Source organism: 'Vigna radiata' phytoplasma, assembly GCF_030586915.1.
Classification (GTDB): Bacteria; Bacillota_I; Bacilli_A; order Acholeplasmatales; family Acholeplasmataceae; genus Phytoplasma; species Phytoplasma australasiaticum.
Window position 1 is genome coordinate 42,958 of the sequence record NZ_JAOSIS010000001.1, and the last position, 15,398, is coordinate 58,355.

Here is a 15,398-nt window from a genome sequence, read left to right on the forward strand (position 1 = left end):
TGAAATTTAAAATCATTAGCAATATCTTTAATATTATTTAATAAATCAAAAAAATTACCAGAAATAACCACCATATTAAACGGATCTTTTATAAAACCATTCTTAATACAAAAGCCTGAAGCTTGCAAACTAAAAGATCCACTGATCTCATCTATACCTGCATGCCAACCCACTATAGAATTTACATAAATACCATCATGAACGGCATATAATAATTCTGATAAAGATTTATCACCAGATTTCAAATAACAATTGCTCATAGCAATAGAACCATTAAAACTATTGCCTTGTGGTGATACATCAAAAAGTTTAGCAGTTTGTAAATTATGGATAAAAGTATTTAAAATCCCTTGAGTAATAATATTTTTGCTTTGACAAGAGACTCCTTCATCATCAAAAATCGGATTAAAAAAAGCTGTCGATATAAAAGGATCATCTATAATAGTTACTTTAGGATTAGCGATTAATTTGCCTTGACTATATTTATATTTACTCAAATTACGATAAACATATAAAGCATTAAAAATATTTTGAAAATTTGATAATAATTCTGAAAACACTTCATTAGAAAAAACTACATGATAAAGTTTAGATGGTAAAGTTTTAGAGCCAATTTGATTCTCTCCTAATTCTAATAAACCTTTAACATAAATAGACAAATCAAAATCTTCAAATTTTTTTACAGGAAACGATTTAGTAATTTCTTCTTGAGTTTTATTATCGCCAAAAATACAATTAGTTTCTAATAAAGAGTAACTATTACATTGTTGCAATTTTAACCCTAAAGAATTAACTATTTTTTGACACCAAAAAATTTCACTATACAACAAATTACATTTTTTAGTAAAATACTGACTAACTAATAAACCTTGATAACATTCTTGCAATAATTTAATTTTATAATCATAAGGTATTGACTCAAAATTGAAATTTTTTTCTAAAATTGTTTTATATTTTTGAGATCCCGAAAACAAAAAATCTTTTTCATTAAAATTTAAAATTTCTATTTTTTGTTTTAAACGTTTTAAAACTTGATCTATGAAAAAATCATTATCTAAATCATCATTTTTTTCTAAATAAATAGAAGTTTTTTTGTTTTTACATAAACCATAAATAAGATAACTAGTCGAATGATTAGCTGTAAATTGTTCTATATTTCCATCTTCTAAATTAATATCAAATTTTCGCTGTTCATATATTATAATTTCTAATCCATCTAAACCTTGTAATTGACTTTTTTGAAACCATTTTTGATAATTCATCGCATATTCACCTTTTTTGATCAACTACCACTAACAAGCATTTCTGTTATACGGATAGTTGGTTGACCTAGATCTACCGGAATATCTCCTGAAATGGATCCGCAATAACCTTGCACTAATTGAACATCTTTACCAACACGATCAATTTTAAACAAAATTTCTTGTCCTTTACCAATCAACATCATACCTTTAATAGGTGTTGTTATTTTACCATTTTGAATTAAATAACCAACATTTACCATAAAATTGAATTCTCCTGTATTTGGATCAACAGTTCCACCTCCCAAATATTTAGCATAAAAACCATAATCAGTTTCTTGAATAATTTTTTCCGGATCATGAGGTCCTGCAGAAATATAAGTAGAATTCATACGTGAAGTAGGCGAATACTTATAAGATTCTCGTCTACCAGATCCTGTAGATGGCATATTTAATTTATAACCATTACGCATATCTACTAAATAAGATTTCAAAATACCATTACTGATTAAAAGATTTTTTTGTGTTAAATGGCCTTCATCATCAATTTTAGTAGCTCCCCAAGCTTCAAATATATTACCATTATCAAATGCAGTAACAAGAGAAGAAGCTATTTTTTGACCAATTTTGTCACAAAAAGGCGATAATCCTCTAGCTACTGATGTTGCTTCTAAAGAATGCCCGCACGCTTCATGGAAAATAACTCCACCAGAACCATTATTAATTACAACAGTCATCGTTTGAGCTTTAATTGATTGTGCTGATAACATTTCAACAGATTGTTTGGCTACTTGTTGAGATATTTCTTGTAAATCTAAAGAATTTAAAAAAACTCCAGTAGATCCTTTACCAAAACTTCTACTAAACTCTTGTATATTAGATTCGTTTTGTGCAACAGAAGTTAAACTCAAATTAACATAATAACGATTATCATAACGAGAAATACCTCGACTATTAACTATCCAAACTTTTTGAAATTTATTTTCCAAATTGACTAAACTTTTAATTACAAGAGAATCTGTTTGACGAATTACACGAGAACAATATAACATCTTTTCAATTTTTTGTTGCCAAGTAATATCATCTAAAGGTTTTTGCGATATATTTTGTTCAAAATCAAAATTTTTTAATAAAATTTTATTTTTATTTTTTAATAAAGGTTTATATTGTAAAATTAAATCTATAATATGTTGGTAAATTATTTTATTAGTATATAAATAAATTTCTTGATTATTGCTTAATAATCTAATACCTAAACCATAAATATGATGTTCACGCGAACCCACTACATTTTGATCAATAACTTTCCACAAATCAGAAGAAGTATCCTCAAAAAAGAATTCAACAAAATCAATGCCTTCGCCTAAAGATAAATTAAAAATATTTTTAATTTCTTCAATATTTAACATGCAATATTTTTCTTCTTTCATATACTAAATTTTATATAATAATAGTTATTTTATTATTAAAAAACTAAAAAATTTCAAAAAATAATTACTTAATTGATTGCAAATTTTCATTTTTTAACATTCGTAAACCATTTAAAAGAACTAAAATAGTGCTAATTTCATGCAAAAAAACCGCAAATGGTAAAAACAAACTAGTAAAAAAATTGCTAATAGTTAAAATAATAATAACACTAATCGCAAAAATCATATTTTGACAAACTATATTATTCAATCTAACAGCTACTTTATGAGTCTGAATAATTTTAATTAAATTATTTTTCATTAAAACGACATCTGCAATATCTGCAATTGCATCTACACCTTCTTGCAAAGCAATTCCTACATCAGCATTAGCCAAAGCAAGAGCATCATTAACGCCATCCCCTACCATAGCTACGCCCGTGTACCTTGTTTTTAACTCTTTAATTTTTGCTAATTTATCTTCTGGTAAACATTCTGCAAAAACATAATCCAGATTTAAACATTTTGCTACATTTTGAGCTGTTTTATAATTATCACCCGTTAAAACAACTGTTTTAATATTAAGATCTCGAAAATAATTTATTATATTAGAACATTCTGGACGTAAAACATCAAAAATCGCCATAACCATTACAACAGTATTATCACAACTAAAATAAAGCACAGTATAACCGTCTTCTAAAAATGATTGTATTTTTGTTTCCAATTCTGAAGAAATTTTATTATTCACATAACAACTCTTTAAATCGCTATATTTAGCTACTTTATAATGTTTATCTTGATAAAAAGACTCAATGCCGATGCCAATCAAATTATTTACCTCTATATCAGAATAATCCTTATTAAAATTTTCTCCAGTAACAAAAAAATCTTTTAAATATTTTTTAATAGATATAGCTAAAGGATGATTAGATTTCTGTTCCATATAATAAAAAATAGATAAAAATTTATTTTTTTCATCTTCATTCAAAGAATTATCAAATAAACATTCTTTCACTATAGGTTTACCAATTGTTAAAGTTCCAGTTTTATCAAAAACAATAGCTTTAATATTAGCTAAAAAACTTAAAGCATTTCCGTTTTTTAATAAAATTCTTTGTTTAGCTAAATAAGAAACAGCAGATAAAGTAGCTGGAATATCGGCCACAACCAAAGCACAAGGGGAAGCGACGGTTACAAAAACTATAATTTTTTCAAAAATTTTATTAAACGAATAATATTCCCAACCTTTAATAATATTAATTAAAGGAAAAAATAATAAAATTAAAAAAGATATTAACAACACAAATTTTACATAAATTGGTTCTAAACGTTTAATTAAAGTCGCCTTTTTAGAAACATTATTCTTTAACTCATTAGATAACTTAATAATTCTAGAAAACAAATTCTGATCTGCATTAGCAGTAATTCTAATAACTAAAGTATTATTAAGATTAATATTGCTTCCATAAACCTTATCGCCTTTTTTTTTATCAACAGGTATACTTTCTCCAGTAATATTCGATTCATCAACGCAAGAGTTACCTGAAACTACTATACCATCAGAAGGAATTTGATCACCACTTAAAACAATAACTTCATCTCCAATATTTAATTTTTCTATTTCTATTAATTGAAAATTACCTTCACTATCTCTTAAACGTGCCTGTGTAGGGGCGATTTTTAAAAGGTTTCGAATTTCTTTATGACTTTTAGTTTCTATATATTCTTCTAAAAAATTAGAAGTTGCAAAAATAATAATTAATAAAATAGCTTCATTAAAATTATGTAAAAAAACAGCTCCCAAAGCTCCCAATAACATTAAAATATGTATATTTGGAGTAAATTTACGTTTTTGCTTTGTAATACGATAAGTATCTAATAAACCTTCAATAATAACATGATAACCCGTACAACCCAAAATTAACAAAGTAATTACTTGTTTAAATAATAAAGATTCATGATCATTCAAATTAAAAGATTTAAATACTACTACAGGAACAAAACAGAAAAAATACAAAAATAAGCCCCAAATAAAAAGTAAAAAATGCTTACAATTATTATTGTAACCCGAATCAAAATGTTTTTTAGCATCTGCATTAGAGTTATAAATATTATTATGTTTTTTCAAAATATATACCATTAACCCCTATAAAATGTGATAGAAAAATATATAAACTTAAAAATTAATTTATATATTTTTCTAATTTTTGCAACAAAAAAATAATTAAAATAAATATTTTAGAGTAGATTTTTTAAATGTAAATCTAAATTATAAAATCAAAAAATCTTATAAATTTGTTTTTTTTTGAAAGAAAATTAATCACAATTATAACTTTCTTCATTATTAGAATCATAATTTTGATTATTTTCTACATGATCATTTGAATTTTCTTCTGATTTTGATTCAACTTGATTCGAATCAGTTAAATCAACATTATTAGCAGAAGTTTTTGCATAAAATTCTTCTAAAACTCTTTCATTTAACATATTTCTAGTGTGAGTATTAGTAGGATGAGCTATATCTTTGAAAGTTCCTGTACTCAATCTGGAACTAGGCATAGCAATAAAATAACCTTTGTTACCGCGAATTATTCTAACACCATGAATTACAAAACAATCATCTATAAATACACTTGAAACAGCTTTTAATCTTGGATGCTCTTTATCATTAAGTTTTATTCTAACACCAGTAATTTTCATTACATACCATCCTATTATTTTTTAAAAATTTTTAAAAATTAACTTTTTTAATAAACTTAATTACTGTAAAAAATTATAAACCTTTTTTTTAATTTACACAATCTTTTATGGGATTATTTTATCACAATTTATGCACAATATTACATTAAATCAACTGATGCACTATTTAGTAATAATAAAATTCTTGATTATTACCGCTTAAAATAACTCCAAAATAATTTCGCTATTTTTTGCAAATCTTCAACATTTATTTCTTCGGCTCTAATATTTAAAGATATTTGATTGTTGATAAAAAAACTAATAATTTCGGATTTAGATATATTTAAATAATCTTGAAAATTATTAATCAATTGTTTTCGTTTTTGTTTAAAAGCAATTTTTACAAATTTAATAAAATCACCATATAAAAAATTTTTTTTTGTTTCAGATAATTCTTTTTTAATAAATTTCAAAACTATTCCATCTACTTTTGGTTGAGGATAAAAATTAGTTTTTTTAACTATCTTTACCACTTCAATAAAAGCCAAAGATTGACATATAACACTTAAAGAATTGTAATTTTTAACAAAAGGATGGGATAATATCCTCCATGCCAATTCTTTTTGTAACATAATAACAAAACTTTTAATTCGTGATATATCAAAAATTCTAAATAAAACAGAAGAAACAATATGATAAGGTAGATTACCTACTAAAACTACTTCTTCTTGTTCACTATCAAAATATTTTTTAAAATCTTTTTCTATATCTCGTTTTAAAAAATTATCATAAATAATATTAATATTACTATGTTCAGCGAATAATAAAAATTTTTTCAAAGTGTAATCAATTTCATAAGCTAAAACCTTTTTTGCTTTTAAAACTAATAATTTTGTTAAAGCACCTTGACCAGGTCCAATTTCTATTACATTTTTATTGACTATATTAGCAGATTCTACAATTAAATTTAAAATATTAAAATTATTCAAAAAATTTTGACCATATTTTTTTTTAAAAATATGTTTTTCATTTTTAATCATTTAAAATCACGATAATAAAAAAAATTACGAATCTCTTTATAAGAATTTCGGTACATTATATTATTAATAATAAAAGATTCAATACTTAAAGGTTTTACAATATTATTTGCACTATGATTAAAGCCAATTAAAATTTGTTCGCCAATATTATCAACTTCCTCACGATAAGTATCTCTTAAAATATAATCATCATAATAGTAAGTATAATAAGCAGAATCATTTTTATACTTACACTCTATTTCTTTAATAAATTCATAATTTTTAGAAATATTAGGAATACATTTCCAAAAACAAATACGACGATGTAAAAAATCTTGACAAAGATTAGATAAAATAACATCTTTACTATCTTGAAAAGAGATAATCAAACTATTAATATAAAAATCATCAATTTTCGAATATAATTCTAAGGATTCTTTATTAGAAAAAAAATTTTTTAATAAACTAATGTCAGATTCAAATTGATATTTTTTAGTAATTAAAAATCTAATTCTGACAAAAATTTGTTCTAAAATAATAGCAAATAATACAATTTTAGGATGACAATATACTTGTCTATACATATAATAACGACTCATTAAATAATTTTCAATACTCGAAAGACCACTATTTCGGAACAAAATTACTAATTCACCTGAAGGAAAATTCGAAGTTTGTGGAACTTGATAAGCGTTAGTAATATCCATAATACGAATTAAACGATCAGAATCAATATAACCATAGCTAACACCAGCAAAAAAAGAATCTCTTTTTAAATAATCTAAACGATCAAAATCTAATTGACTTGTTAAAAGTTGTTTTAATAAAGTAAATTTTTGACTATTTTTATCATTTTTAATCACTTTTGCGACGTCATATTTAAAATTTTCATCTATTCTATCTAATATAGAAAAAATTTCTTTATCATTAATAATCATTTGAATAGTTTTATCTTCATGTTTAACATCAAAAACTCTTTCAAAAATATGAGAATAAGAACTATGTCCAATATCATGTAATAAAGATGCAACCAATAAAATTAATTTATTCCTTAAAGAAAATTTTTTTTCTATTAATTGAAATTTATGAAATTCTAAAAAACGTCTAGATAATTCATAAACACCTAAACTATGGATAAAACGCGAATGTTCAGCGCCAGGAAAAATCATATGAGCACATCCTAATTGCTTAATACGCCTTAATCTTTGAAAAAGACGAGTATTAATTAACTCTTCCAAAAATAAATATTCTAAATAAATATATCCATAAACAGGATCTTTAATAAATACGGATAGATTAATTGCGTTTTATTCAGCGATTTGTCTTTGCTGTTTTATTTACAATCAGCCCCCGTCCAAACCGGACAAGCAAGTTTCCCAGCATCCGGCTTTCCATAATTTACTCTCTTTCGAGAACTAATTTCTCCTCGCGGTTAATTAGCTATTTATTCCTATTGTTCTTATTCTTTCTGATATCATGTAATTGTTGATTGGTTACCTTTCGGTGACAATCTTTACACAATACCTTTGTTCTTTTATTCATGATACTTTGGTGGCGCGCATTGCGGACCGTACCAATGTGATGAATTTGTAGTTGAGTTGTTTTGTCGCAGTACTCACAATGCTCCGCTTTTAAACGGTCAGTTAGGTACGTACGACCTTGGAATATATGCTTATTGATAGTAATATCAGGGTTTCCCTTGAAATTACGCATTGTCTTAATTTTGTTCCAAGAGTAGGCAACCCATGGTTCATATTGGGTCTCCCCTTTATTATAATAGGAAATACCCCAAGTTGAACCAATTTTACATTTCTTTCGAAACCTAGCAATTGACGTCTTCCGTTTCCTTGCTAGTGTTTTCAAACAGCTGTATTCAGCTAGATAATTTAAGTGAGTCAGAACACCTAGATTGTTAGCCCAACAAAAGTATTGGATAATTCCTCTAACAATTGTCTTATAGGTCCGGATTATTTCCAATTCGTCTCTACCTGCTAATGTTTCGTCATGTCTCACTTTCCCTTTTTTAAACCAATTATATTCCTCTCCATATTCTTTGGCTTTCGTTTTGGGAATTTGGATTTGAACTTTGCCATTTAAGGAGTTCTTTGTGGCCTTTTCTCCACGAGTTTTATTGGTAGGGTTGACTTTTATCATGTAGGATAGAAACCTAGTTCCTTTGCTGGCTTTCACAATCTTTGACTTATCCTTACTAATCGTAAGGTTTAGATCTTGCGTTAGCCATTGCGTTACTTGGTCTTTGATTCTTTCCGCCTGGTTATATTCGCCTTTAATGCCGATGATAAAGTCGTCAGCATAACGGATATACTCAACTCTTGGTTTTAGATTTAGATTGATAGAACTATCAATCCCAAGTTTGTGATGTTGGTTTTTACCCCAAGCTTTCTTATACTCTGGGTTAATCTTCTTAATTGGCTTCCCTTCTTTAATCAGTCCCTCCATTTTCAGGTCGATGTAATGTAAATATACATTCGCCAACAAGGGGGAGATAATCCCTCCCTGAGGGGAGCCTGATAAAGATTCGTATTTGATACCATCTTTCATGAAACCGGCTTTTAACCATTTATTAATGGTTGAAAGTGTTTTATTCTTTTTGATGAACCAATTTAAGGTTCTCATTAGAATCCCATGATTGATAGTTTCAAAATAACCTTTTAAGTCAATTTTGACAAGATAATCAATTCCTGTAAATCTTTGTTTGGTCCGTTTGATGGCATCATGGCAAGATTTTTTGGTTCTAAATCCAAAACTCCATTCTGAGAAGATATTTTCGAAATAAGGAGTTAAGAGTTGTTCCAGGCATTTTTGTATCAATCTATCCTTGATGGTCGGTATGCCCAAAGGTCTGGTTTCTCCATTATCTTTGGGAATGAGGATTCTTTTGACTGGTTTTGGGTGGTAGCCATTATTGACGTATTCCAGATGGTATCTTTCTAATCTCTCCAGATTAATTCCATCAATGGTTTTATTGTCAATTCCGGGTGTGCCCGCTCCTGCGTTAGCCGCGATTCTATTGAATGCTGTTAACGTGTTGTAAAGGTTATTCATTCCCTGTTGGAGTTCTCTTTTTAAGGAGTAGCTGTTTGCTGAACAATATTGAATTTTATTCAATGTTCGCGAAAGTTTAGTTTCTAGTGAAACAGTTGTTGACATAATATATCAACTCCTTTCTCTCGATACCATTGAATAAATAATAAATTACTATCTTCCTTCGCCCTATAAGGGTGATTAACCCTCTTCTTGGTAAGGCGATTGACTAGATTATTCCAAATCTAGGTTTACTCTTACGACTATTAAGAAGATTCTTTATCCTTAACCCTCCGGGCTTTTACTTCCGAATTAGCAAACTCAATTGCTTAGTTTTAGGATTCTCCAAGTTACACTAAATTTCTACCTTAATTCTTTAGGTGAAGTATCCTCTTTAGGAGGCTGATTCCAGGTTTCTTTCTCAGATAAACTACTCAGTATCCGAAGTATATACTAGTAGATTCTGGACTGTCCGTATAAGCAACTTTCGAAACAGGTTCAAAGATTACATCAAGTTTCCTTCTTAGGCCATCTCAGGCTTTCCCATAGAATTATTCGGTGGCGGAGTCATCTTGACTAATTTGCTTTCGTCGCAACCCGCTTTTATGGTTTGCTATAATCTGACATTCTTTCGTTTGTCCGACCAACCATATCCTTTCAGGGTTTATCATCCCTGGCTATTGGTTAAATAGCGCGAAATTTAGGCCTCTTTGGCGCCCCTTCAGTCTTTGTAAATTTTCTTGGTTCTTCTGACCAAAATGATTCTAAAAACACAGATATAAACTCTTTCTTCTGTGTAAATAATTTTTGAATTTTATTTAAATAAAATAAATCATATACACTACAAAATAAAATCTATTATTGATATCAATTTATAAATTCAATCATATCAAATTATATTTTATTTATGATTAAATTTTAAAAATAAATTCATAATTAAAATTACTGTTTCAATATCAAAAAAATACTATTATTTAAATTTTTATTAAATTTACACAGATAAATATTTTAAAATCTTTAAAATAATCGAAAAATTAAATAATTTCAATTATACATTTTTAAATTTATGTTTTAATTAATTCTACTAAATCACCATTTTTTAGATGGAATGCTGCGGCATCATCCGTATCTATATGTAATTCTAAACTAAAATCTTTATTTACACGACACAAAACATTTTGCAAAATACCAGCTTTAATACCGCCTACTCGAACACTAACTACTTGTTTATCAGCTAAACATAAATTTTTAGCCTCTTCATCCGATAAATGTATATGTCTATCCGAAATAATAACACCTTCTTTAATAAATAATTTTCCACACGGACCAATTAAAGTAGCACTAGCAGAATTTTGAATATCACCTGAACTCCTAACGGGAGCGCCAAATTTATTTCTAATATTATCACTATTACTAATTTCAATTTGTGTAAATTTTCTTAAAGGCCCTAATATGCGAACATTTTTAAGAATTTGATTATCAGAACTAATAACATCAATTTTTTCTTTAGCTGCAAATTGACCTTTTTGAGTTAAATCTTTAAACCAATTTAGTTTATAGTTTTTACCAAATAAAATCTCTAAAGCTTCTAAAGACAAATGAGCATGTCTACCAGAAACCCCTACAGGTATCATTTGTTTTTTGGACATAATTATAATTCCTTCTATTTTTTTAAAATTATTTTTGATATATTTTAAAATTTAATAATAATGTTTCTATTAAAAAGTACTTTTATTTTCCATAAAAATTAGAATTACAATTCTTAATTCAAATCTAGATAATTATAATTAATAAAAATACAGTTTATTGACAATCTCCTCTAACTAACATACATTATAATATTTTTTACAAATGGTATCAACTATCAAAACAATAGATTTTAAATAATCATTTAAACCAGTAAAATGTTATAATTAAATAATAAAATTTAAAAATTATTTTTATAATAAAAAAATTTTTTAGTAAGGTGAAAAACATATATGAAAGTCGGAATTATAGGATTACCCAATGTAGGTAAATCAAGTTTGTTTAATGCATTAACTGGATTAAATATTTTAGAAGCTAATTATCCTTTTGCCACTATACAACCGAATATAGCTATGATAGAAGTTCCTGATGAACGTTTAGAATATATTGCTAATTTTTTCAAATCTCAAAAAATTATCAAAACTCAAATACAATTTGTAGACATTGCCGGTTTAGTTCCTGGAGCATCTAAAGGAGAAGGTTTAGGAAATCAATTTCTTAATCATATTCGTAATGTTGATATTCTTTGTCATGTTGTAAAATGTTTCGAAGATAACAAAATAATACATATTCACGAAAAAATTGATCCTGTTTTAGAAAGCCAAATGGTTGAAACAGAATTAATTTTATCAGATCTAGAGCAAATAGAACAACGCTTAACTAAAATAAATAACTCCAAAAAAAAAACACAACAAGAAGCGAAATTAGAAATACAAATTTTGCAAAAAATTAAACAAAATCTAAGTAAAAATATTTCAGCTAATGAATTAAATTTAACAGAAGAAGAATTTCAAATAATAAAAAATTTTAATTTATTAACTCTTAAACCTATGATTTATATAGGTAATTTTCCAGAAAATAAAAATAATTGTTGGGATGAAAATATTTTTTTTAAACAAATGAATAAATATAGTTTACAAACAAATAGAAAATTTATTCCCATTTGTATTATCGAAGCTAAAAAAAATTACTCTCCTTCTGAATTAGATAATAATAAAACAAATAAAAATAATAATGAGCAAAAATTTTTTTCATCTAAATATGCTTTAGAACAAATAATCAAAAACAGTTATCAACTTTTGAATTTGCAAACATATTTTACTGCAGGTCCAAAAGAAACAAGAAGTTGGTCTTTTCTTAAAGGTTCTACAGCTCCTCAATGCGCTAAATCAATACATACAGATTTTCAAAAAGGCTTTATCCGAGCAGAAGTTGTTAATTATAATGAAATTATAAAATATAGCAATATTAATCAAATAAAAGAAAAAGGTAAATTACGTTCAGAAGGTAAAAATTATATAGTTCAAGATGGTGATATTATAAATTTTAAATTTCGTGTCTAAATCCATCTAACTCCATAAAATATATTATTGATGTATTTATTGATTGTTAATTGTTATTAATACAAAAGGAAATGTAATATAAAAATGAATCAAAAAGATAAAAATTATACTAATACCTTGTCTATGCCCAAAACTGATTTTCCAATGAGAGGCAATTTACCTCAAAAAGAAATAGAAATAGAACAATTTTGGAATAAAATTAACTTATATCAAAAAAATTTAATAAAAAATAATCAAAATCCAACATTCATTCTACATGATGGCCCTCCTTACGCTAATGGCGATATACATATAGGTCACGCCTTAAATAAAATTTTAAAAGATTTTATATTACGATTTAAAACTATGCAAGGATATAATGCTCCTTACATACCTGGATGGGATACGCATGGATTGCCAATAGAAATTGCAGTTTTAAAAAACAATTCTAAAAATAAAAATTTACCTAAAAATATTTTTAACGAAGAATGTAAAAAATTTGCTTTGAATTTTGTTCAAAAACAAAAAGAAAATTTCAAAAGATTAGGTATTTTAGGAAATTGGGATAATCCTTATTTAACTTGCGATAACAAATATATATCGAATCAAATTCGAATTTTCGCAAAAATGTTAGAAAAAAAATTAATTTTTAAAAAATTAAAACCTGTTTATTGGTCTACTTACTTAAACTCATCTTTAGCTGAATCAGAAATAGAATATCATAAACACCAAACTTGGTCTATTTTTACAACCTTTCAAATAATAAATAATAAACATGAACATTTTTGGGAAAATGTACAAATAATAATCTGGACTACTAACCCTTGGACTTTATCTTCTAATGAAGCGGTTTGTGTAAACCCAAAAGCTAAATATTATTTAATTAAAGTTAATCAAAATAAAAAATATATTATAGGAGCCCAGGTTTTAACAAAATTACAAATTAAGTTTAATTGGAATAAAATTGATATTATAAAAGTATTCACTGGTAAAGAATTAGAAAATTTACAATACAAAAATATTTTATTTAACAAGATTAAACAAATCATTTTAGGCGAATTTGTCTCTGATCAGGAAGGTACTGGTTTAGTTAGTATCTCGCCAGGACACGGGCAAGAAGATTTTATAATAGGTCAAAAATATAATTTGAAAACAACTTTTAGCATCGATAAACAAGGCAATATGACTGAATTATCTCCTCAATACCAAGGGATTTTTTTTCAAAAAGCTAATGATTTAATAATAGAAGATTTACAAAAACAAGGAATTTTAATTAAATCAGAAATAATAGAGCATTTATATCCGCATGATAATCGTATTAATAAACCCATTGTTTTCTTGGCTTTATCGCAATGGTTTATAGATATTCAAAGTATAAAACCAGAATTATTAAAAGAAATTGAAAATATTAAATGGTTTCCTCATTGGGGAGAACACAAAATGCAAAATATGATAATAAATCGTGAAGATTGGAATATCAGTAGACAAAGAAAATGGGGAGTACCTATTCCTATATTGTATGATGAGAATCAAAGCCCCATTATTGATATCAATATGATAAATCATTTTGCAGATTTATTTGAAAAATATGGAAAAAATATTTGGTATGAATGGGAAATTGCAGAATTATTACCTACAAATTATCTCCAAAAAAATAAAAAATATCATTTATTTACTAAAGATCTAGATATTATAGATGTTTGGTTTGATTCTGGAACTTCATATAATGTAATGCAAAATATTTCTTCAAATTTTTTTCCAGCTGATTTATACTTAGAAGGTTCAGATCAGTATAGAGGATGGTTTAATTCATCTCTAATTACTTCGGTAGCTACATTCAATAAAGCAGCTTATCGACAAATTATTACTCATGGATTTGTTTTAGATGGTAAAGGACAAAAAATGAGTAAATCCAAAAACAACATTATAGAGCCCCAAAAAATAATAAAACAAAGCGGAGCTGATGTATTAAGGTTATGGGTAGCTAGCACTAATTATAAAAATGATGTAAAAATAGATTGTGCTATTTTAAAACAAATAGAAGAAAAATACCGTAAAATACGTAATACTTTAAGATTTATGTTAGGTAATTTATATGATTTTAATATAAAAACAGATTATATTATTTTACAAAATAGAACTTCTTTGCATAAATTAATAATTTTAGAATTTAAACAAATAATTAAACAAATTATAGAATCATACGAAAGTTATAATTTTGAAAAAATTATAAGCTTATTATATCCTTTTATAACTATTAGAATAAGTGCTTTTTATTTAGATTTTACTAAAGATATTTTATATATCGAAATTCCGAATTGTAAAGAAAGAAGAACTATTCAATCTAATATATATGATTTACTTTTAGATTTACTAATTATTTTAACTCCTATTTTACCTCACACAACATCAGAAGCCTATAATCATTTAAATGTTAAAAGTTCTAAACAAGAAGATATTTACTTAGAAAATATGCCTACCATACAACAAATAGATGATTTTATAAATAAATTTACGCCAAAATATGTTAATTTAGAAGAACAAAAAGCTTATCAAAAATTTTTAGAATTAAGAGATATAATATTAAAAAAATTAGAAAATGCTAGACAAAAACAAATTATTAATAAATCTCTAGAAGCTAAAATAATTTTAGAATTAACCACAGAATATTTAAATATAATAGAAACATTAAAAATCCAAGATTGTTTACATCAATTATTAATTGTTTCAGAAATTAATATTATAAAATCATCTAAACTTGAAATTAAAATTATTAAAGCTACAGGAAAAACTTGCCCTCGTTGCTGGAATGTAACAAATTATAATAATTCTAACGAATTATGTAATCGATGTAACTCAGTCATAAAACAATTGAAAACCGTATTAATATAATCATCCCAAAAAATAAAATAAAAAAATAGGAGTAAAATTTAT

Annotated in this window: 10 protein-coding genes; 2 read left to right on the forward strand and 8 right to left on the reverse strand. The window is 26.0% G+C overall.

The features are described 5' to 3' along the window. From OC710_RS00185 to pduL, 8 genes are all read right to left on the reverse strand, one after another. Window positions 1-1,262: TldD/PmbA family protein (locus tag OC710_RS00185; RefSeq protein WP_304514955.1), on the reverse strand; the 1,262-nt coding region annotated here is incomplete at its 3' end. A gap of 20 nt (window positions 1,263-1,282) precedes the next feature. Further along, window positions 1,283-2,650 carry a TldD/PmbA family protein gene (locus tag OC710_RS00190; protein ID WP_036690946.1) on the reverse strand — a complete coding sequence of 456 codons (1,368 nt, stop codon included), beginning with the start codon at window positions 2,648-2,650 and terminating at the stop codon, window positions 1,283-1,285. An 85-nt stretch (window positions 2,651-2,735) separates the two neighbouring features. Then, window positions 2,736-4,781, reverse strand: coding sequence for a heavy metal translocating P-type ATPase (locus tag OC710_RS00195; RefSeq protein WP_036690965.1), 2,046 nt, complete (start codon window positions 4,779-4,781; stop codon window positions 2,736-2,738). Window positions 4,782-4,969: 188 nt separating this feature from the next. After that, entirely contained in the window at window positions 4,970-5,353 is a 384-nt protein-coding gene (locus tag OC710_RS00200; RefSeq protein WP_004995240.1) for a septation protein SpoVG family protein, read from the reverse strand. A 191-nt stretch (window positions 5,354-5,544) separates the two neighbouring features. Further along, on the reverse strand, window positions 5,545-6,372 hold the full coding sequence (gene rsmA, locus OC710_RS00205) for a 16S rRNA (adenine(1518)-N(6)/adenine(1519)-N(6))-dimethyltransferase RsmA (RefSeq protein WP_004995238.1): 828 nt from the start codon (window positions 6,370-6,372) through the stop codon (window positions 5,545-5,547). After that, complete coding sequence (locus OC710_RS00210) at window positions 6,369-7,589, reverse strand: HD domain-containing protein (RefSeq protein WP_304514956.1); 1,221 nt, start codon at window positions 7,587-7,589, stop codon at window positions 6,369-6,371. The genes rsmA and OC710_RS00210 overlap by 4 nt, the downstream gene beginning before the upstream one ends. A 202-nt stretch (window positions 7,590-7,791) precedes the next feature. Beyond that, the gene (locus OC710_RS00215; protein ID WP_054598460.1) at window positions 7,792-9,522 is read right to left on the reverse strand and encodes a reverse transcriptase domain-containing protein; all 1,731 of its coding nucleotides are present in this window, start codon (window positions 9,520-9,522) and stop codon (window positions 7,792-7,794) included. 938 nt (window positions 9,523-10,460) lie between these two features. After that, the gene (gene pduL, locus OC710_RS00220; protein ID WP_004995233.1) at window positions 10,461-11,045 is read right to left on the reverse strand and encodes a phosphate propanoyltransferase; all 585 of its coding nucleotides are present in this window, start codon (window positions 11,043-11,045) and stop codon (window positions 10,461-10,463) included. A gap of 330 nt (window positions 11,046-11,375) precedes the next feature. On the opposite strand from pduL, the gene ychF reads away from it, so the two are divergent. Beyond that, the gene (gene ychF, locus OC710_RS00225) at window positions 11,376-12,485 is read left to right on the forward strand and encodes a redox-regulated ATPase YchF (RefSeq protein ID WP_304513392.1); all 1,110 of its coding nucleotides are present in this window, start codon (window positions 11,376-11,378) and stop codon (window positions 12,483-12,485) included. An 84-nt stretch (window positions 12,486-12,569) separates the two neighbouring features. Then, the gene (gene ileS, locus OC710_RS00230; RefSeq protein WP_004995228.1) at window positions 12,570-15,356 is read left to right on the forward strand and encodes an isoleucine--tRNA ligase; all 2,787 of its coding nucleotides are present in this window, start codon (window positions 12,570-12,572) and stop codon (window positions 15,354-15,356) included. Window positions 15,357-15,398 lie beyond the last annotated feature (42 nt).